17 protein-coding genes are annotated in these 19,943 nt (G+C 50.6%); 10 read left to right on the plus strand and 7 right to left on the minus strand.

All coding sequences use genetic code 11. The features are described from left to right. Positions 1-77: 77 nt before the first annotated feature. Both pyrD and ACZRKO_RS03600 read left to right on the plus strand, forming a co-directional pair. Complete coding sequence (gene pyrD, locus ACZRKO_RS03595; protein WP_463735881.1) at positions 78-1,088, plus strand: quinone-dependent dihydroorotate dehydrogenase; 1,011 nt, start codon at positions 78-80, stop codon at positions 1,086-1,088. A 198-nt stretch (positions 1,089-1,286) separates the two neighbouring features. Beyond that, on the plus strand, positions 1,287-1,835 hold the full coding sequence (locus ACZRKO_RS03600) for a cell division protein ZapC (protein ID WP_463735882.1): 549 nt from the start codon (positions 1,287-1,289) through the stop codon (positions 1,833-1,835). A gap of 42 nt (positions 1,836-1,877) precedes the next feature. On the opposite strand, the gene ACZRKO_RS03605 is transcribed toward ACZRKO_RS03600, so the two are convergent. Then, the gene (locus tag ACZRKO_RS03605) at positions 1,878-2,981 is read right to left on the minus strand and encodes a YcbX family protein (RefSeq protein WP_463737458.1); all 1,104 of its coding nucleotides are present in this window, start codon (positions 2,979-2,981) and stop codon (positions 1,878-1,880) included. A gap of 109 nt (positions 2,982-3,090) precedes the next feature. On the opposite strand from ACZRKO_RS03605, the gene rlmKL reads away from it, so the two are divergent. From rlmKL to rmf, 6 genes are all read left to right on the plus strand, one after another. Then, positions 3,091-5,211, plus strand: a complete 2,121-nt coding sequence (gene rlmKL, locus ACZRKO_RS03610; protein WP_463735883.1) for a bifunctional 23S rRNA (guanine(2069)-N(7))-methyltransferase RlmK/23S rRNA (guanine(2445)-N(2))-methyltransferase RlmL — start codon at positions 3,091-3,093, stop codon at positions 5,209-5,211. Positions 5,212-5,216: 5 nt separating this feature from the next. Then, a complete protein-coding gene (locus ACZRKO_RS03615) occupies positions 5,217-7,121 on the plus strand; it encodes an ABC transporter ATP-binding protein (RefSeq protein WP_463735884.1) in 1,905 nt (634 codons plus the stop codon). 82 nt (positions 7,122-7,203) lie between these two features. Beyond that, entirely contained in the window at positions 7,204-8,469 is a 1,266-nt protein-coding gene (gene pqiA, locus ACZRKO_RS03620; RefSeq protein WP_463735885.1) for a membrane integrity-associated transporter subunit PqiA, read from the plus strand. Further along, complete coding sequence (gene pqiB, locus ACZRKO_RS03625; protein ID WP_463735886.1) at positions 8,456-10,111, plus strand: intermembrane transport protein PqiB; 1,656 nt, start codon at positions 8,456-8,458, stop codon at positions 10,109-10,111. Before pqiA ends, pqiB begins: the two co-directional genes overlap by 14 nt. Continuing rightward, positions 10,111-10,683: a membrane integrity-associated transporter subunit PqiC gene (gene pqiC, locus ACZRKO_RS03630; protein ID WP_463735887.1), complete on the plus strand. Its 573-nt coding sequence runs from the start codon at positions 10,111-10,113 to the stop codon at positions 10,681-10,683. Before pqiB ends, pqiC begins: the two co-directional genes overlap by 1 nt. 276 nt (positions 10,684-10,959) lie before the next feature. Next, positions 10,960-11,127 carry a ribosome modulation factor gene (gene rmf / locus ACZRKO_RS03635; protein WP_104921488.1) on the plus strand — a complete coding sequence of 56 codons (168 nt, stop codon included), beginning with the start codon at positions 10,960-10,962 and terminating at the stop codon, positions 11,125-11,127. 137 nt (positions 11,128-11,264) lie between these two features. Here rmf and fabA read toward each other — a convergent pair whose 3' ends face one another. Beyond that, positions 11,265-11,783 (minus strand): bifunctional 3-hydroxydecanoyl-ACP dehydratase/trans-2-decenoyl-ACP isomerase, encoded by a 519-nt coding sequence (gene fabA / locus ACZRKO_RS03640; RefSeq protein ID WP_120130840.1) that lies wholly within the window; start codon positions 11,781-11,783, stop codon positions 11,265-11,267. A 68-nt stretch (positions 11,784-11,851) separates the two neighbouring features. Then, entirely contained in the window at positions 11,852-13,618 is a 1,767-nt protein-coding gene (locus ACZRKO_RS03645) for an AAA family ATPase (protein WP_463735888.1), read from the minus strand. A 210-nt stretch (positions 13,619-13,828) separates the two neighbouring features. Here ACZRKO_RS03645 and matP point away from each other — a divergent pair, with 210 nt between their 5' ends. Then, entirely contained in the window at positions 13,829-14,281 is a 453-nt protein-coding gene (gene matP, locus ACZRKO_RS03650; protein ID WP_463735889.1) for a macrodomain Ter protein MatP, read from the plus strand. 130 nt (positions 14,282-14,411) lie between these two features. Here matP and ompA read toward each other — a convergent pair whose 3' ends face one another. Next, positions 14,412-15,491 carry a porin OmpA gene (ompA, locus tag ACZRKO_RS03655; protein ID WP_463735890.1) on the minus strand — a complete coding sequence of 360 codons (1,080 nt, stop codon included), beginning with the start codon at positions 15,489-15,491 and terminating at the stop codon, positions 14,412-14,414. A 360-nt stretch (positions 15,492-15,851) separates the two neighbouring features. Next, complete coding sequence (gene sulA / locus ACZRKO_RS03660) at positions 15,852-16,358, minus strand: SOS-induced cell division inhibitor SulA (protein WP_463735891.1); 507 nt, start codon at positions 16,356-16,358, stop codon at positions 15,852-15,854. Positions 16,359-16,577: 219 nt separating this feature from the next. Here sulA and ACZRKO_RS03665 point away from each other — a divergent pair, with 219 nt between their 5' ends. Beyond that, on the plus strand, positions 16,578-17,204 hold the full coding sequence (locus ACZRKO_RS03665) for a TfoX/Sxy family DNA transformation protein (RefSeq protein ID WP_463735892.1): 627 nt from the start codon (positions 16,578-16,580) through the stop codon (positions 17,202-17,204). A gap of 25 nt (positions 17,205-17,229) precedes the next feature. Here ACZRKO_RS03665 and yccS read toward each other — a convergent pair whose 3' ends face one another. Beyond that, the gene (yccS, locus tag ACZRKO_RS03670) at positions 17,230-19,371 is read right to left on the minus strand and encodes a YccS family putative transporter (protein ID WP_463735893.1); all 2,142 of its coding nucleotides are present in this window, start codon (positions 19,369-19,371) and stop codon (positions 17,230-17,232) included. A 55-nt stretch (positions 19,372-19,426) separates the two neighbouring features. Continuing rightward, on the minus strand, positions 19,427-19,888 hold the full coding sequence (locus ACZRKO_RS03675) for a YccF domain-containing protein (RefSeq protein ID WP_463735894.1): 462 nt from the start codon (positions 19,886-19,888) through the stop codon (positions 19,427-19,429). Positions 19,889-19,943 lie beyond the last annotated feature (55 nt).

Raw genomic sequence — 19,943 nt, forward strand, 5'->3', positions numbered from 1 at the left:
CCGTGAAACGTTTCCCTTTATGCGGCGCTTAGTCGATAATGTCGCCCCGTCTAGCCACCGGGAATCCAGGAGTTTTCATGTTTTATCCTCTTGTCAGGAAAGCACTGTTTCAGCTCGACCCAGAGCGCGCGCACGAACTTACTTTTCGTCAGCTGAGCCGTATTTCGGGTTCACCCTTTGAATTTCTTATCCGTCAGTCCGTGCCGACCAAACCGGTCAACTGCATGGGGCTTTCATTTAAAAACCCGTTAGGCCTTGCTGCCGGTCTGGATAAAGACGGCGATTGCATCGATGCATTCGGTGCGATGGGCTTTGGTTTTGTCGAAGTGGGTACCGTCACGCCGCGTGCGCAGGAGGGTAATGATAAGCCGCGCCTGTTTCGTATCGTCGAGGCAGAAGGCCTGATTAACCGCATGGGTTTTAATAACCACGGCGTGGATAACCTGGTGAACAATGTTAAAAAATCCCACTTTGGCGGAATTCTCGGCATTAATATCGGCAAGAATAAAGACACGCCGGTCGAAAATGGTAAAGACGATTATCTGACCTGCATGGAGAAAGTTTATCCCTATGCCGGTTATATTGCCGTGAATATCTCTTCGCCTAATACCCCAGGACTGCGTTCATTGCAGTACGGTGAGGCGCTGGATGATCTGCTGGCGGCGATTAAAAATAAACAGCTCGAATTACAGCAACGGCATCAGAAATATGTCCCTGTCGCAGTGAAGATCGCGCCGGATCTTTCTCATGAGGAATTGATCCAAATAGCAGACAGTTTAGTTCGCCATAATATGGACGGGGTGATCGCCACTAATACCACGTTGGATCGTAAACTGATCCAGGGGCTGAATTATTGCGAACAAACGGGTGGATTAAGCGGCCGTCCTGTTCAGCTTCGCAGCACGGAAATTATCCGTATGCTCAGCGCTGAACTAAAGGGCCAACTGCCTATTATTGGTGTCGGCGGGATAGATTCATTAACGGCAGCACGTGAAAAAATGGCGGCGGGGGCTTCTTTAATTCAAATCTATTCCGGATTTATCTATCACGGGCCACGTTTGATTAAGGATATTGTTACCCATATCTAATATTTTTTGCATCTAAGAGCAGCCGGGGGTTTATTTCTTAACCCGGCTCGTCTATATTTTGTCCACTGCCCCAATATATCGACAATGCCAGCTCAAGATTTGTCTGATATCAGTTAACGGGTAAAAAGCTTAATCTATGTTCGCTGCTTTTAATAGTTGGTCATCGGATTGTGGGTTCGGGGCAAACGGGATAAGAAAATGAAAATCAAACCAGATGATAATTGGCGTTGGTATTTTGATACTGAGCATGACCGGCTGATGCTGGATTTAGCCAATGGAATGATTTTCCGTTCACGTTTTCCCGCTAAAATGCTGACTCCGGATGCCTTCGGTGCTGCTTCATTTTGTGTCGATGATGCCGCTCTCTATTTTGACTACGAAGAGCAGTGCAAGAACGTCAAACTAGGGAATGAACAACGGGCTGAATTAGTGCTCAATGCGCTGGTGGCTTTCCGCTTTCTTAAACCGCTGATGCCAAAAAGCTGGCATTTTACCCAACAGCACCGGCCCTTCCAGCCTGATAACGGGCAGATTGCGCAGGTTCAGGTTATGGACAGCGGTGAGCAGGCGACGTTGCTGGTCGTGGAGTCGGGTGATAACGCCAGCCTTTGTCTGCTGGCACAAGACCGGTTAACGCTGGCAGGACGCGCAATGGTGCTGGGGGATGCGATTAAAATTATGCATGACCGCCTGATGCCTGCACCGGTTCGTGCGGATAAAACACATTTCTACGATCAGGCGGTTTGATTTCCCGCCTGACCTGACTTCGTATATTTATCTATCGCTTTATTAGCCCAGTACAATATCCGTTCCCGGAATACAACTGCACGATAAAATCGTCCCATCTTTGCCTATCGCACTGGCTTTGAGTGGCGAGACTTCGCCAGCTTCCAGCGTCAGCTTGCAGGCTCCGCAAATACCTGCACGGCAAGAGTAGGGGATACGTAACCCCTGCATTTCCAGCTGTTCGAGTAAAATCTGCTGATTATTTCCGGTAAACTCCGTGCCTTGATAGTTAATGCTGACACTTTTAACGTCGTTCTTCGGCGCTGCCACATTTTCTACCACCACACCGGCAGAGTAAGGCCGTGGTGGTTTGGTGGCCAGCACCTGAATGCTGTCACCGGCGCGGATCATGCCGGTATTACGCGCAATCATATTCTGACCGAAATCGACATCGCCGTTGTCGGCCGTGCGGTAACTTTGCAGCGTTTTCAGTGGTTCGCCGCGCGGGTGTTTACGGCCCCGTTCGGTACTCACCGTGGTCAATACGCAGCGGCTGCAGGGTTTCACCAGATCAAATATGACCTCGCCAATGCGAATCGTCTGCCAGCTGTCTTCTGCATACGCCTCCACGCCTGCAACCACCAGATTAGGCCGAAATTGTTCGAGCTTCACGCTGCTGGGGCAACGGTTTTGCAAATCGCGCATCGAGGCTTCATTCATTAACAGGTATGGGAAGCCGTCGGCGAAGGAGAGAGGGACGCCAGCGTGTTTTTTCACGCGGCGCGTCAGTTCTTCACCCACCCAGCGTAACTGCACGTCGCGGTTTAAATAGCCACTCAGCCACTGATTTACCGCATCTGGCGCGATGAGTGAGGTAAACTGATTGCCCCACACTTCTGTGGGTTCTGCCTGCGGGTTGAAATCCCGAAAACGTACGCTGATGGTATCGCCATCAGGGCTGGTAATTAAGAGGCCATCGGGAAGTAAAGCAGGCGTAAACTGAACCAGTTGCGGGTACTGGCGGGCGGTAATAAACATGCCCTGTAGGTCGGTCAGCATAAAGAGGCGGTCAAATGCCAGACCGCTGGCTGTCACCTGAGCGTGAGACAATTGCAACCCACGCATCGACTTTACCGGGTGAACGAATAAACGTGAAAGAGTGGTCACGGACAAAGTGCCTCCTTGCTCTATTTTTTTCTGATGACCAGAGACTTTATGACAAGCGGGCCGGATTAGCTATAATGCGCAACTATTTTCTTTTTGGTGATATGTCGATATGAACTCTTTGTTTGCCAGCACGGCGCGTGGACTGGAAGAACTTTTAAAAAGCGAACTGGAAACGCTGGGTGCGCAAGCCTGCAAAGTTGTGCAGGGAGGGGTGCATTTTGAAGGTGACGATCGCCTGATGTATCAAAGTTTGCTGTGGAGCCGTCTGGCTTCGCGCATTCTGTTGCCTCTGAATGAATTTAAAGTCCACAGTGACTTAGACCTTTATATGGGTGTGATGGCTATCGACTGGCCGGAAATCTTCGGCGTCGATAAAACTTTTGCTGTCCATTTCAGCGGCCTGAACGACGAAATCCGCAACAGTCAGTACGGTGCATTGAAAGTCAAAGATGCCATCGTTGACAGCTTTACCCGTAAAATGGATGAACGCCCTAACGTCGCGAAGCAGCTGCCGGACATCCGCGTTAACGTTTTCCTGCAACGTGATACCGCCAGCGTGGCGCTGGACTTAAGCGGCGAAGGTCTGCATCAGCGTGGTTACCGTGACCTTGCAGGTCAGGCCCCGTTGAAAGAGAGCCTGGCTGCAGCCATTGTAATGCGTTCTGGCTGGAAAGCAGGCACGCCGATGGTCGATCCTATGTGTGGTTCCGGTACCCTGCTGATTGAAGCGGCGATGATTGCCGCCGATCGCGCACCGGGTCTGCATCGTCCGCATTGGGGTTTTACCGGCTGGAGCAAATTTGATGCTGAGTTATGGCGTGAACTGACGACGGAAGCGCAAGTGCGTACCCGCCGTGCGCTGCAGGAAACCACCTCGCGCTTCTTCGGCTCTGACATTGACCGCCGCGTGATTGAGATGGCGCGAGCAAACGCCCGTCGCGCCGGTGTGGCCGAGCTTATCACCCTCGAACCGGGTGAAGTGGGCAAACTGGTCAATCCGCTGCCCGAAGGCCCGACAGGTACCGTGATCAGTAACCCGCCATACGGCGAACGTCTGGAAAGCGAACCGGCGCTGATTGCCCTGCATAACCAGCTCGGACGTATCATGAAAACCCAGTTTGGCGGATGGCAGCTCTCTCTGTTCAGCGCCTCGCCTGAACTGCTGAGCTGTGTGCAGTTGCGTGCCGACCGTCAGTTCAAAGCGAAAAACGGTCCGCTGGAATGCGTGCAGAAAAACTATCAGCTGGCCGAAAATCCGACGGGTGCGGCAGGTACGCAAATGGCAGAAGATTACGCTAACCGATTGCGCAAAAACGTCAAAAAACTGGAGAAATGGGCCAAGCAGCAGGGGATTGAATGTTATCGCCTGTATGACGCTGATTTGCCGGATTACAATGTGGCCGTTGACCGCTACGGCAGTAAAGTTGTGGTTCAGGAATACGCGCCGCCAAAAACAGTTGATGCGCAGAAAGCCCGTCAGCGTTTGTTCGACGTGATCAACGCCACCCTCTCCGTGCTGGATATCTCCTCAAGCCAACTGGTGTTGAAAACCCGTGAACGTCAGAAAGGCACGAATCAGTACGGAAAACTGGCGCAAAAAGGTGAGTTCCAGCTGATTCAGGAGTTCGACGCGAAACTCTGGGTTAACCTGACCGACTACCTCGATACCGGCTTGTTCCTCGATCACCGCATTGCGCGCAAGATGCTCGGTGAAATGAGCAAAGGTAAAGACTTCCTCAACCTGTTTGCTTACACCGGCACTGCCAGTGTTCACGCAGGATTGGGTGGCGCACGCAGTACTACCACTGTGGATATGTCCCGAACTTATCTCGAGTGGGCTGAGAAAAACCTGCGGGTTAACGATTTGACTGGGCGTCAGCATCGCCTGATCCAGGCCGACTGCCTCTCTTATCTTGGCATGTGCGACGAGCAGTTTGACGTGATCTTCATTGATCCACCAACCTTCTCCAACTCTAAACGCATGGCCGAAAGTTTCGACGTTCAGCGTGATCATCTCTCATTAATGAAAGATCTGAAGCGCATCTTACGTCGTAACGGTACCATCATGTTCTCCAACAACAAGCGCGGTTTCCAGATGGATCTCGAGGGACTGAGCCAGCTCGGTCTGAGCGCAAAAGAGATCACCAGCCAAACCCTGTCGCAGGATTTCGCCCGTAATCGTCAAATTCATAACTGCTGGCTGCTTTCTCACGCCGGCGAGGAAAAATAAAGTTTATGTCGTTAATCAGTATGTCAGGTGCCTGGCTGTCATTCAGTGACTCGCCTTTGTTGGATAACACCGAATTACACATCGAACCAAACGAACGCGTCTGTCTGGTAGGCCGTAACGGCGCCGGTAAATCAACGCTGATGAAAATCATCAACCGTGAAGTGCCGCTTGATGATGGCCGTATCGTTTATGAGCAGGATTTGATTGTCGCGCGTCTGCAGCAGGATCCGCCGCGTAACGTCACCGGTACCGTCTTCGACTTCGTGTCTGAAGGCGTTTCCGAGCAGGCTGAACACCTTAAGGCGTATCACGCGATTTCGCATCTGGTCGAAACCGATCCGAGCGAGAAAAACCTCAATAAACTCTCCCAGGTGATGGAAGTTCTTGATCATCAGGGTTTATGGCAGCTCGACAGCCGCATCAACGAAGTGCTGTTGCAACTGGGTCTGGATGCCGATGCTGAACTGACGTCGCTCTCTGGCGGCTGGTTGCGTAAAGCCGCACTGGGCCGTGCGCTGGTCAGCTCTCCAAAAGTTCTGTTACTCGATGAACCGACCAACCACCTGGATATCGAAAGTATCAGCTGGCTGGAAGAGTTCCTGAAAGAGTTCCAGGGCAGCATTATCTTTATTTCCCATGACCGTTCGTTTATCCGCAACATGGCGACTCGCATTGTCGATCTTGATCGCGGCAAACTGGTTTCCTATCCAGGTAACTACGAAGCCTATCTGCTGGCGAAAGAAGAGGCTCTGCGTGTTGAAGAGCTGCAGAACGCCGAGTTTGATAAAAAACTGGCACAGGAAGAAGTGTGGATCCGTCAGGGCATCAAAGCCCGTCGTACCCGTAACGAAGGACGCGTCCGCGCCTTGAAAGCCCTGCGTAAAGAGCGTTCTGACCGCCGTGAAGTGATGGGCACCGCCAAGATGCAGGTTGTTGAAGCCTCAAGCTCCGGCAAGATTGTCTTCGAGATGGAAGATGTCAGTTACGCGATTGCCGGTAAACAGCTGGTGAGCCACTTCTCTGCTCAGGTGATGCGCGGTGACAAAATTGCGCTGGTTGGCCCGAACGGTTGTGGTAAAACCACGTTGCTGAAACTGATGTTAAGTCAGCTTCAGGCAGACAGCGGCCGTGTTCACTGCGGTACTAAGCTGGAAGTGGCGTACTTCGACCAGCACCGCGCTGAGCTTGATCCGGAACGTACCGTGATGGACAACCTGGCAGAAGGTAAACAGGAAGTTATGGTTAACGGCCGCTCACGCCATGTGCTGGGTTACCTGCAGGACTTCCTGTTCCACCCTAAACGTGCGATGACACCAGTGAAAGCGTTGTCAGGCGGCGAACGTAACCGCTTGCTGCTGGCAAAATTGTTCCTGCGGCCGAGCAACCTGCTGATTCTCGATGAACCAACCAACGACCTGGATGTGGAAACGCTGGAACTGCTGGAAGAGATGATCGACAGCTATCAGGGCACCGTAATGCTGGTGAGCCATGACCGTGAATTTGTTGATAACTCGGCCACCGAATGCTGGATTTATGAAGGCAATGGTGTGATCAGCAGCTATGTGGGGGGTTACCATGATGCGCAGCATCAGCGCCGTAACCAGAAGCCAATCCGTCAGGTTGCAGCGGCTGAAAACAAAGCGTCGGCACAGCCGAAAGCAGAACCTGCCAAACGCACAGCCAATAAGCTCAGCTATAATCAGCAACGTGAGCTGGAGCTTTTGCCTGCGCAAATCAGCGAGCTGGAAGGGCGCATCGCCGCATTACAGCAACAAATGAGTGATGCGGATTTCTTCACCCGTCCGCATGACGAAACCCAGCAAGTATTAAACTCGCTGGCTGCCGTCGAACAAGAGTTAGAGCAGGCTTTTGAACGTTGGGAAGCGCTGGAAGCGCAGAAAAACGGCTAAGCCTGTCCTTTCCTGCACAGACGGATAACGGATTTTTCCGCCTGTGCAGGTCTTAGTATCTTCCGCCGTTGAGGAGTTGACTGTGTGTTCTCATATTCATGACCCGCACATTTTGTGTCCCCAATGCGACTTATTGGTGGAGATCCCCGTTGTTGCCATCGGGCAAAAAGCGAAATGTCCTCGTTGTCACACTACGCTGACATCACGCTGGAAAGAACCCCGCAGACGTCCTATAGGCTACGCATTAAGCGCGCTTTTTATGTTGCTGCTCGCCAACCTTTTTCCCTTCGTGAACATGAAAGTTGCCGGCCTTGGCAGCGAAGTGACGTTGATCCAAATTCCGCAGGTGCTGGTCTCCGAGAACTACGCCAGTATGGCTTCTCTGTTTATGATCGTGGTGCAATTACTTCCAGCGATTTGTATGTTCTCTATCATCGTACTGTGCATGAACACCCGGCTTACAGCCCACTGGAAAGTGAGCATCGCACGTACCCTATTCCGTCTTAAAGCCTGGTGTATGGTAGAAATTTTCCTCGCCGGGGTGCTGGTCAGCTTTGTAAAACTGATGGCTTATGGTGATGTGGGGGTGGGCACCAGCTTTCTTCCTTATGTGCTGTTCTGCCTGCTGCAACTTCGTGCATTTCAGTGTACCGACCGTTATTGGCTTTGGCAGCAGGTTGAGCCCGCGCCACGGCTGATGCAGCCTCTGCGGGTGGGTGAAAGCGGGCTGAGTCAGGGCCTGCGATCCTGCCATTGCTGTATGGCGATTTTGCCCGTGGATCAGCTTGTCTGCTCCCGCTGTGAAACAAAGGGATACGCGCGGCGCAAAAACAGCGTGCAATGGACCATGGCATTGCTGGTGACGTCGATTCTGCTTTATATCCCCGCGAATTTATTACCTATTATGATCACGCAGGTATTGGGAACGCCGATGCCGTCGACGATTATGGCCGGTGTTGTTTTGCTGTGGAGTGAAGGTTCATATCCCGTTGCTATGGTCATTTTGATTGCCAGTATCCTGGTGCCAACATTAAAAATGATTGCCATCGGCTGGCTGTGCTGGGATGCCAATAGCAACAAACAGATCGACCGGGAAAGATTGCATGTTATTTATGAGGTGGTCGAATTTGTCGGACGCTGGTCGATGATCGACGTATTTGTGATCGCGGTGCTTTCTGCACTGGTCAGAATGGGGCAACTAATGAGTATATTTCCGGACATCGGCGCACTGCTTTTTGCTGGCGTCGTCATTCTTACTATGTTCGCCGCAATGATTTTCGATCCAAGGCTGATTTGGGATCGGGCCGTAGTACAGCCTATGAAGGAGCAACAAGATGGCGGAAAATGATATGCCTCACGGTAACGGTGGCACCGCAAAGATCGAAAAGATTAAACGCTGGTCGCCTGTCTGGATCATCCCGATTGTGACGGCACTGATCGGGGCCTGGATACTGTTTTATCACTACAGCCATCAGGGGCCGGAAGTCACTTTAATTACCACGACCGCTGAAGGTATTGAGGGTGGAAAGACCACCATCAAAAGCCGTAACGTTGATGTCGGTAAAGTGGAAAGCGTGACCCTAAGTGATAACCTGCAACAGGTTATCATCAGGGCGCGTCTGAACACTGGCATGGAAAAAATGCTCCGTGACGACTCCGTATTCTGGGTGGTGAAACCGCAAATTGGCCGCGAAGGGGTGTCGGGTTTAGGTACGCTGCTGTCGGGCGCGTACATCCAGTTGCAGCCAGGTAATAAAGGCGGCGAAAAGGCGGAGTACAAACTTGATGACTCTCCTCCGCTGGCTTCACCAGATGCCAAAGGCATCCGCGTGGTGCTCGAGAGCGAACGTTCCGGACAGCTCAACCCGGGCGACCCGGTGCTGTTCCGCGGTTTCCAGGTCGGCAGTGTTGAAACCAGCCATTTTGATCCGAAAGCCCGTAACATCAAATACCAGCTGTTTATTCGTGCTCCTTACGACACGTTGGTCACAGACAATGTGCGCTTCTGGAAAGACAGCGGTGTGAATTTCGATATGTCTGCCGCAGGGATGCGTGTCGAAATGGGCTCACTCACCACGCTCTTCAGCGGTGGCGTGAGTTTTGATATTCCAAATGGCTGGACGCAGGGACAGGAAGCGAAAAACGGCGATAATTATCAGCTCTTTGACGACCAAAAAAGTATTCAGGAATCCCTGTATACCCGTCATATGGATTACGTGATGTTCTTCTCCGATTCTGTCCGCGGCCTGCAACCTGGTGCACCGGTGGAGTTCCGTGGTATCCGGCTGGGGACCGTGGCAGAAGTGCCATATCCGCTGAATGTCATGAATCAGCAAATCACCGATGACTACCGTATTCCTGTCTTGATTCGCATTGAGCCGGACCGTTTCGATCAGTTGTTGGGGAGTAGCTTCAATATTCAAGACCATATCCGTGATGGCATCGCCCATGGCCTGCGTGCTTCGATGAAATCAGCCAACTTGCTCACCGGTTCGATGTTTATCGATCTCGATTTCTACCCTAATGAGAAACCGTGGAAAGGTCCGCTGGAAATAGCAGGGCACAAATTATTACCGACGGTGAGCGGTGGGTTCGCGCAGATTCAGCAAAAACTGATGACCACGCTGGATAAAATCAACGGGTTACCGATTGAACCTATGTTGCGTGAAGCGACCAGTACGCTGGCAGAAAGTCAGAAAACCATGAAGGCAACGCAGAGAACTATTGATTCACTCAATGCCATTGTCGGCAGTAAAGAGATGAAAACTCTGCCGCAGGATATGCAGCAGACGCTTATCCAACTGAACCGCAGCCTTAAAGGCTTCCAGCCTGGTTCTCCGGCTTATGGAAATCTGGTCGGTGATATGCAAAGCCTGGATAAAACCCTGCGTGAACTGCAACCGGTTCTGAAAACACTCAATCAGAAAAGCAACGCACTGATTTTCTCAGCCCCAGGGCAAGATGATCCTCAGCCGAAGAAGGCCAAATAATGATGAAATGGATACCTGTCGTCTTAGCATTATTTCTGACTGCCTGTAGTAGCAGTGATCAGAAAACTTACTATCAGCTGCCACTACTCGGCAACTCCCCGGCGGTAACCAGCGGCAGCAACATGGTGTCGCAACGCGAGCAGCGCCAGTTGTGGGTTGAACATGTCAGCGTGGCGGACTATCTGGCGGGCAATGGTCTGGTTTTCCAGACTAATGATGTTCAGTATGTGCTGACACAAAACAACCTGTGGGCCAGCCCTTTAGATCAACAACTCCAGCAGTCTTTGGTGACTTACTTGGGGCGTGAACTGCCGGGCCGCGTTGTATCGGCACAACCTGCCAATAGCGGCGAACAGGACGTACTTAACGTCAATGTTACGGGCTTCCATGGACGCTATGATGGTTCAGCCCTGATAAGCGGCAGCTGGGTGCTGACGCGCAACGGGCAGACGATTCAGCGAAGCTTCAATCTGGTCCTCAAGCAGAATGAAGATGGCTATGATGCATTGGTGCGTACGCTGGCAGCCGGTTGGCAGCAAGAAGCGGGCCAGATAGCCAGTCAGGTAAGATGAACATTTTTTAAGCTTAATTTTATTTAAGCTAAATAACAAAAATCCCGGATTCTGATCTTTCAGTGTCCGGGATTTTTTATTGGTGATCAGCCAGATAAGGTTTTTATGGCGCGATTAGCTCGCGCGCAATCAGATAAAATAGCGTACAAATATGACATTGGCGTGAAATTTGCGCATTGACCTCTCAGGCGATAGCGGCTATTTGTTAAGTGTGGACGCAGATGCGGGCCACTGTTTTCTTTCCACCTGAACCTGAATAAATGAGGGAAACAAGGCATGAAGAGACAAAAACGCGATCGCCTGGAACGGGCATTATCACGCGGTTACCAAGCCGGAATAGGCGGGCGTTCGAAAGAGATTTGCCCCTATCAATCATTAGATGCCCGATCACATTGGCTCGGGGGTTGGCGACAAGCCATGGAGGACAGGGCAGTTACCGCTTAAGCGGAGCTCTGTCAGAAAAAGGAACAACCTCCGCTACGGGCGGAGGTTTTCGTTTCTACGTGACGTAAACATGTATTGCAGACATAAAAAAAACGAATACGTTGCCGTATTCGTTTTTTTAGAAGAACAGCCAGATTTTAGAAAGCAGCGGCGTCTTTGAAAAGTCCCACTTTCAGGTCTGTGGCGGTATAGATAACCACGCCATCAACCAGTACTTCACCGTCGGCAACACCCATGATCAGTTTACGGTTGATCACGCGTTTAAAGTTCAAGCGGTAGGTAACCACTTTTGCGGTCGGTAATACCTGACCGGTGAACTTGACTTCACCAACGCCCAGTGCGCGGCCTTTGCCTTCGCCACCGAGCCAGCCCAGATAGAAACCAACCAGTTGCCACATTGCATCCAGTCCAAGACAGCCTGGCATCACCGGATCACCGATGAAATGGCAGCCGAAGAACCATAAATCAGGATTGATATCCAGCTCTGCTTCCACATAGCCTTTACCATGCGTGCCGCCGTCTTCTTGCATTTTGACGATGCGATCCATCATCAACATATTGCCAGATGGCAATGGCGGGCCACCGGCACCGAAAAGTTCACTACGGCCAGAGGCTACGAGGTCTTCTTTCGTATAGGAATCGCGTTTATCTACCATGTTCTATCTAAGCCTTATTTTATTGAAGGACGGAGTTTAGCTAACAGGTGTAAGCTGAACAACTCCGATCAGCTGCGGCTGAACCAGTTCAACCAGCGAAGCGGCCAGGGGTAACGGTGGCGATCATGTGGCAGAGCCAGCGCGATACGTTCCTGAATCAAGCCCAGCAAGCTTGGGCGCACTTCTTCAGCCTGTTCTTCGTACGAGTAAATCAATCCGGTCAGGATAGGCAGCGCTTCTGCTGCATTATCAACTGCCCATAAATGGAACTGCCCTTCGCGAACGGCTTCCAGTACCTGTGGATGCAGGCACAGATTACGCACGTTACTGGTGGGCAGAATGACCCCTTGCTTACCGGTCAGACCGCGGCGCTGACAAACTTCGAAGAAGCCTTCGATTTTCTCATTTACGCCGCCAATAGGTTGCACGTTACCAAACTGGTCAACGGAGCCGGTCACAGCAATCTGCTGATTGATCGGCTGCAATGACAGTGCGCTGACCAGTGCACAAAGTTCAGCCAGCGATGCGCTGTCGCCGTCCACTTCGCCATAGGACTGTTCGAAAACAATCGATGCGGCGAAGGGAAGAGGCTGGTCAAGCTCCAACTCAGAAATCAGGAATGCCTGCATAATCATCATGCCTTTAGCATGAAGGTTACCGCCTAATTCTGCCTTACGTTCGACATCAGTGAACTCACCGTCGCCGGTGTGTACGACACAGCTTATGCGGGAAGGTTCACCGAAAGCACGCGGATGGCCTGGATATTCCAGCACCGACAGACCGTTAATCTGACCAATGACTTCGCCTTCGGTTTCAATGCGGATCTGCCCGAGTTCAATCTCATCCTGCATACGCTCTTGCAAATAACTTTCGCGCCACGCACGGGCAGTGATAGCAGCTTCAAAAGCTTTCAGACTAAGTTGTTCATCTTCGTTGTATAACGCCGCTTCGGTGAGCTGAGCGCCCAGCCACGACGGGCAAAGTGTGAGGCTACCCTGATCGGTGCTGTACCGTACGGCAAGCCTCAGCAGAGCGGGCCACGCGTCAGCTGCCAGACGGGGGATCTCCAGCTCATCAGCCAGCGTATTGATATAGCCGCACCATGTTTCCATATCGCTGGGTTCAGTGAGCGGCAGGTCTGCTTCGAATTCGCCATATACGGCAGATTCAAGCAGTTCTGATTCCATCTCGTTGAACTCGCCCAGCGAAACGCGATCGCCAACCAGAATTAGACGCAGATCCAGAGGCATTGACGGAATAGAAACAGGAAGCGGGCGGCTTTCATCCGGGGACGTCCAGTGATACCAACCCTGCGTGATCATCTGCTTAAGGCGTAACCACATAAGCGGTTGGGCAAGCAGAGAGCGTACAGAAAGGACCAGCACACCACCGTTCACCTGATGAATCAGGCCTGGTTCAAGTTGAATCTGATCTTTGTACAGACGGACACAGCCAAACAACTGCTCTGATTCGATCCACTCCTGATAATGACAGGTGAGTTTTGCCGCAAATGCGTCATCAGCAGATTGCGCAGGCTGAAGAGTGATTTGGCTGCCGTCGATAAGATATCGGGAGCCAACGACCTCTTCCTGCTCAGGCAAGATCTGTTTAACGACATCTGTAATACGTGACAAATACTCACGACTTTCCAGCGCTTTAATCGTCATAAAGCGCGGACGGGAGAGCGGATGACAAAACAGCGTTAAACCATTTTCCAGTCTTGGCTGTGTAGCCGAAAAATCAACTGGGGCCAACTCAGCAGCCGTTGCGAATGTTGCCTCGTAAGGCGCGGTATCGGGCAGTAATAACTGCCAATCAAGTCGGTTATTGGTCAATGTGTTAGCTGTGATCTTTAAAAAGGGAAAGGGCGATTATACAAGAATTAACACGGCTGCATACAGAGAGAGTCATGGTTAAGACCTTCGTCACTGCAGAGCGGGTTCGTCCGTGCAAAAATTGAGCAGAGCGGCATGATTTATTTGCAGTGAAAAATGAAATAAAGCTGTTATGCTTAGCAAAGTTACGGGGTCACAGAAGAGCTCACAATGAAATATCAGCAATTGGAAAATCTTGAGAGCGGTTGGAAATGGAAGTACCTGGTAAAGAAACACCGTGAAGGTGAACGTATTACCCGGCATATCGAAAACAGCGCCGCTCAGGATGCTGTAGATGAACTTCTAAAGTTAGAAAATGAGCCGGTAAGAGTTCTGGACTGGATCGCTAATAATATGAATGTTGCTTTAGAGAACCGCTTGAAGCAGACCATTCGTGCCCGGCGTAAACGTCATTTCAATTCAGAACATCAACATACCCGCAAGAAATCTATCGACCTCGAATTTTTAGTCTGGCAACGACTGGCCGGTTTGGCCCAGCGCCGTGGTGCTACGCTATCCGATACTATTATCCAGTTATTGGAAGATGCAGAGCGTAAAGAAAAATACGCGACCCAAATGTCATCACTCAAAGAAGACCTGCAGCAAATCCTCGGTAATAAATAGTAGTTCAAATCGGGCGTTTCATCACGCCTGACTTGCCCGCCTAAGTCTCACACTGAATTCGAATATAAAAAAACCCCGCCTAAGCGGGGTTTTTAATATCTGTGGTTAAACAGTATTAAAGCGGGATGACTTAAGCCTGAGGCTGAGTCACAACGTCTTTGATACCTTTAACTTCGATTTCTACGCGGCGATCTGGTGCCAGGCAAGCGATCTGAGCCTTAGTAGCACGGCCAGATTTGTAGCCACAGGTGTTGCCAGTGATTGAGTTAGTTTCGCCCATGCCACGTGCAGAGATTTTATCTGACGGGATGCCTTTAGAAACTAAGTAATCAACAACAGTTTGAGCGCGTTGCTCAGACAGTTTCTGGTTAGACTGCTCAGAACCGACTGCATCGGTGTAACCCAGAACTACAACAGAACCGTCTTTAGGATCCATAGAGCTCAGTTGGGTGTACAGCTGATCCAGAGCCTGTTGGCCTTCTGGTTTCAGGCTAGATTTGCCGAAGGTGAACAGAACGTCAGACTTCAGAGTGAACTTTTTGGTTTCAACAACTGGAGCTGGAGCTGGAGCTGGTGCCACAACTGGAGCTGCAGCAGTGTCTTGACCGAAACGGTAAGAAACACCAACAGACAACATTGCGTTATCAGGACGTGCACCAACGGTAGCAGCATCACCGATGTTGTTAACCCACTGGTAATCCAGACGAGTAGCCCAGTTTTTGGTTACAGCATATTCGAAACCAACGGCTGCCAGTGGAGAAACACCGGTGTCGTGATCGCTAATGCGTTCGCCAGTTGCGCCAAAGTTGCCTTTGGAGTCTGCACGCCAAACCATACCACCCAGACGAGTGTAGATGTCCAGATCGTCAGTCAGTGGGTAGCTCAGTTTAGCAGCCAGTTGAACGCCTTGCGCTTTGAAAGCACCGTTGTTCACGTCGCCTTTGTAAGGCATGCGGCCAAGCCAGTCATATCCCATTTCAAAGCCCAGGTACTGGTTGGCTTGGTAACCTACAAACGCACCTGCACCCAGTTGGCTGTCGTGGGTAGGGCCATTGCCGATACCTTCGTAAGCATTTGCGAAACCAGTGTCATGGTATTGGGACCAGCCCAATTTACCACCGGTGTACCAGGTGTTATCGTTCGGGGCAGCTTGCGCTACGGTTGCGAAACCTGCCAGTGCCACTGCTAATGCGATAGCTGTCTTTTTCATTTTTGCGCCTCGTTATCATCCAAATGGGCCAATTGAGCTTTAAGCATTTTAAGCCCTTGGTTAAAATCCTTGAGCCAAAGTTATTGCTTCCGTTAAGAACTTTGCCACTTTACGTTGGCATTATAGAGCAACCTTGGCGTTGTAAAGTCTACAACGTGGCGAGAAACTTACAAGCTTGATATGGCAACAACATGGAAAAAAAGGCTAAAACGTACACATTTCTTAACATGTTTGGCTATTTGTTGACGAAACTATGGGGTTACTTGCACCTTCTAAGCCCATTTTTACCGACAAAAACGCACTTTTTAGCACAATTCACTGAAAAACCCTCTATTTTCATCAGAACATTCCTAATTTGAACTAATGGTACACGGAGGACTGAATTTTTGCGATTGGTTGCTGTCCATGACCTGAGATTGCATCATTTGTGGGTCTCATGATGAACCCATAAGCCCCTCCCTGAACTGCCGCTAATCGCAATCTTTCACGCTCTGCATTCGTCAAATCTGGCAACCATCCAAGTACTACACTGTAGTTTCCTGTCAGCAAAGCTTTTTCCATCGCATCAACAGTCGACATCGCATTAATTTGGTTAACCTGGACAATTTTCCCTAAAGGGAGACCTGATTGAGAGATCCAATGGCGGCTGAGTTTTTGTTGTGGGGTGAGCCACAACAGCCAGCGCGACTGCATCCCGAGATGCTGTAATAAAGGTAGAAGTAACTGAGATAGGGCTGGTTGGCTCTCGCTATAGACGAACTCAGTGATCAGACCATTATTTGTCGATATCGGTTGAGTGGCGCTCGGTGAATTTGTAGAAAGCGCCTGATGACTGAAACGATGAATTTCCTGGTATTGAGTTCGCATGTTATGCCCCGCCAGTGAGTTACTGTATGGATGTACAGTACTCGTTGATTGGACAAAGATCAACCCAAATTTTTCCAAGAAATCTCGCATATTTTGAAGGCAAACTCATGTAAATGCATTTTCTGTTTGGTGCTCCGAGGGACTTTGCGTATTTTGCATTTAGTTGCCCACGTAACTATAAAAAGTATATTCGAGTCTACTCACAGAAAGGATATCGCAATGATTAATAAATCAAAAAAAAGGATTTCTGAATCTAAACAACGTTTCGCTTCATTAGGAAACATACATTCAAGATCTCAGTTCGGTGGCTACAGTCTCTCTGCAAATGGCATCATGTTTGCACTCGTCTCCGAAGGTGAGTTATATCTGCGGGCGAACCAGGAGAACGAAAAAATCTTCGGGTTAATGGGCATGGAGTCCCTGATTTACCGTAAAAGGGGGATTGCCATTTCATTACGCTATTTCAAAGTGAGCGAAAGCCTTTGGGATGAGTCTGAGCGGCTCTTAGGGTTGGCAAAAAGTTCACTGGACGGGATGCTCAACGACATTAATACGAAGAAAAATGGGAATGCGAGACTCAAAGACTTGCCGAATATCAGTCTGAATCTTGAGCGTTTACTGTGGCAGGTGGGGATATCCACCTCTTCGGAATTAAGGGCTCAGGGCGCGTGTACCACCTATTTAAAGTTATGTTCTGTTAAGCAGAATGTCGGATTAAATGTATTGATGGCACTAGAAGGGGCGATATTGGGCTTTCATGAAGCGGCACTGCCTCATGACGCCCGTATTCTGCTAACGCAATGGTTTATATCGCATCAGGCGCTGACGTCATTGCCAGCGCATTGAGACCTGTTTGCGATGTTCAAAAAATTTACGCGTCGGTGACCGGCAGAATTTTGCTGTTAAGGTCGGTGAGTTCAGGAAGATGAGCCACAAGCAGGCCAATTTGCTGCAAGACCAGTTGCTCTTTACTGTCCGACTCGGTGGTGCGCAGTTGAATGCGCGCCATCAACTGTTCCAGCGCTTGCTGAATGCGTCCGGATTCTGAAGGTTCATGATGTAGCGCACCATCGACACAGCATGCTGCGTCATCCAGCAGCCGCAGGGTCTCTGCATCATGTAGTTTTTCACGATGCGCGCCGAGTGCGGAGATATAGCTCAACATGGTGTGATTGAGGCACAGCAGGCGGAACGCCGCCTCAAGCGTCTCCGGATCATTATTCTTTTCTGAGGTCATATTCGAGACAACGGATGCCAGTTCCGCATCGCAGTTGTGTGCGTCACGCCTCGCCAGCCGGTAATCCAGCCCGTTGTCTTTGCCCTGATGATATTGAACCAAAATGGCATCAAGATAGCGGCAATTGGCAGTGAACGTTCTTTCTACCACCGCAGGCAGTTGCCTGAACTTCCAGTCCGGCCAGATAAAACTCACTGCTGCCCACGCGATGCCACAGCCGATAAGCGTATCAATAATACGTGGAATGGCGATTTCGAATCCTTCGCCGAGCAGGTTAAAGCACAGCAGGACCAGCAGAGTGATAAACATCGTGGCATGTGCGTACTGCACATTACGAAATGCAAAGAACAGTACGCCGCTGATGACGATCAGCACCATCTGTCCTTCGATCGAAGGGACGAAATATAAAATGGGAATACCCAGCGCAATCCCGGCCAACGTACCAATGATCCTCAGCGCCAGACGGCGGCGGGTGGCGTTGTAGTTTGGCTGGCAGACAAACAGGCTTGTGAGCAAAATCCAGTAGCCGTGGCTCAGCCCGCTGATCTGAATAAATCCGTAACCAATGACCAGCACAATCGACATGCGGATGGCGTGGCGAAACAGAGCTGATTTCGAGGTCAGATGGCGGGATATGCGTAACCAGATATCCTCAAAGCCGGTGAGTTTGTTTTCTGCAAACGGACTTTTTCCATCCTGGTTCTCAGGTAATGTCTGTTCGGATTCAATGCTGGCCAGTTGAGCATCGATGGCGCGTAAGTTACGCAGTAAATGACGCAGTGCCTGGAGCATTCCCCTGTGTTTTGCTTGGGAATCAAGGCGCAGCAGGGCTTCGTCAAGGCGGGAAAATGCCCGTTCGAACTGAGTATTATGAGAATATTTTTGCCGGTAAAGAATGGATTGCGAAAGTTGCATACAGGCGCGGGCCTGCATATTCATCAGGCGCTGAAAGCGGAACAAAATGTCACTGTGATGAAACTGTTCACTCAGCTTTTTATATTGCACATGAGCGGAGCTTGCCCGCTCGTGAATATCCTGTACGACGAAATAATAGTGCAGCGTTCTGCGCGTTCCTTTCTGTCCCCGGTCGCCTTTCAGGCGGGTTTGCAGCGTATTTTTAGTCTGATTTAGTGTGGCAACCAACTGACCATTGGCCATTGCCAACTCCACCAACTGTTTCTTGTTATCCCCCTCCTGATCGGGGTCGAACAGCGCAGCTTTGGCTTCCAGGTAGTGTGCCAAATGCTGATAGCAGCGCGAAATCAGATCCTGCAAAGGGCGGATAGGGTAGAGGATATGTCCGGCCAGCGTCAGCAGGTTGTACCAGATAGCCCCGCACAGCAGCAGTACCGGTTGCTGATACCAGACCTGATACATGCTGGTGCCGAGCATGGTGTAAACCGCAATGAGCAGAGCGCCGAAAGCAATCGTGGCATAGCGTTGCCCCAGTGCGCCTAAAAGAATAAAACCGCAGGTAGAGACCATCAGCCCTAAGGCAAAAAACCAGGGATAAGGGAACAGCAGTTCGATCGAAGCCGAAGCAATGAAAAAGCAAACCAGAGTTATCAGCAAATTGCGTAAGCGGCCAGTCAGCCGGTCATCAAGATCCGCCAGCGCAGCAGCCACCACGCCCAGCGTTAACGGGATAGTTAATTTCGGCAGTTGAAGCCACCACGGCACCGCCGCCGCCCCGGTAAGCGTGATAAATATACGGATGTAATAAAGCACATTGCTGTTATAGGCAAAACGCCTCAGACCCGGAGCAAAAGAGAGCACGACGAACTCCACGTAATAAAAAGGCTGAAGTAATGGCTGAAAAATCAGGCAATAATTAACGGATGCGGCCGTTGTCCAGATTGCGGCGGGCATTGGCTTCACGGACCTGCTTCGCCAGCTCAACGGAAACCACACGCTGACCAACAGGCCACAGTGCGATCACGGCAATCTTGAAATTAGCAATACCGACGGGAATACCGATGATGGTGCAACACTGCACAATACCGGCGGCAATGTGGGACAGGCACAGCCACCAGCCGAAAAAGATGAACCAGAAGATATTGAGCAACGTCCCGCCTCCGGATAACACGGCATTACGTTTTTCCGGGTACAATTCATTGACGTGCATGGCTTCATTGCCGAACGGAACCAATGACAGCCGGGTGATTTCCCAGCAGGAACGGGTCAGCGGCAGAGTGAAAACCAGCACGATGCTGATGAGTGTGGCGAATAGCCACGCCAGCGTCGTAAAGACACCACCCAATACGAAATTCAGAATATTTAAAATAGCACGCATGTAATCACCCGGCTCAGGTCAAAAGAGGTTAGTAACGCCATCGCGTTAACGGAAA

This window comes from Ewingella sp. C233, from assembly GCF_055407225.1.

Coding starts and splice junctions, on each gene's coding strand:
- pyrD (WP_463735881.1), top strand. CDS start 78: ATGTTTTATCCTCTTGTCAGGAAAGCACTGTTTCAGCTCGACCCAGAG.
- ACZRKO_RS03600 (WP_463735882.1), top strand. CDS start 1,287: ATGAAAATCAAACCAGATGATAATTGGCGTTGGTATTTTGATACTGAG.
- rlmKL (WP_463735883.1), top strand. CDS start 3,091: ATGAACTCTTTGTTTGCCAGCACGGCGCGTGGACTGGAAGAACTTTTA.
- ACZRKO_RS03615 (WP_463735884.1), top strand. CDS start 5,217: ATGTCGTTAATCAGTATGTCAGGTGCCTGGCTGTCATTCAGTGACTCG.
- pqiB (WP_463735886.1), top strand. CDS start 8,456: ATGGCGGAAAATGATATGCCTCACGGTAACGGTGGCACCGCAAAGATC.
- pqiC (WP_463735887.1), top strand. CDS start 10,111: ATGATGAAATGGATACCTGTCGTCTTAGCATTATTTCTGACTGCCTGT.
- rmf (WP_104921488.1), top strand. CDS start 10,960: ATGAAGAGACAAAAACGCGATCGCCTGGAACGGGCATTATCACGCGGT.
- fabA (WP_120130840.1), bottom strand. CDS start 11,783: ATGGTAGATAAACGCGATTCCTATACGAAAGAAGACCTCGTAGCCTCT.
- matP (WP_463735889.1), top strand. CDS start 13,829: ATGAAATATCAGCAATTGGAAAATCTTGAGAGCGGTTGGAAATGGAAG.
- ompA (WP_463735890.1), bottom strand. CDS start 15,491: ATGAAAAAGACAGCTATCGCATTAGCAGTGGCACTGGCAGGTTTCGCA.
- sulA (WP_463735891.1), bottom strand. CDS start 16,358: ATGCGAACTCAATACCAGGAAATTCATCGTTTCAGTCATCAGGCGCTT.
- ACZRKO_RS03665 (WP_463735892.1), top strand. CDS start 16,578: ATGATTAATAAATCAAAAAAAAGGATTTCTGAATCTAAACAACGTTTC.
- ACZRKO_RS03675 (WP_463735894.1), bottom strand. CDS start 19,888: ATGCGTGCTATTTTAAATATTCTGAATTTCGTATTGGGTGGTGTCTTT.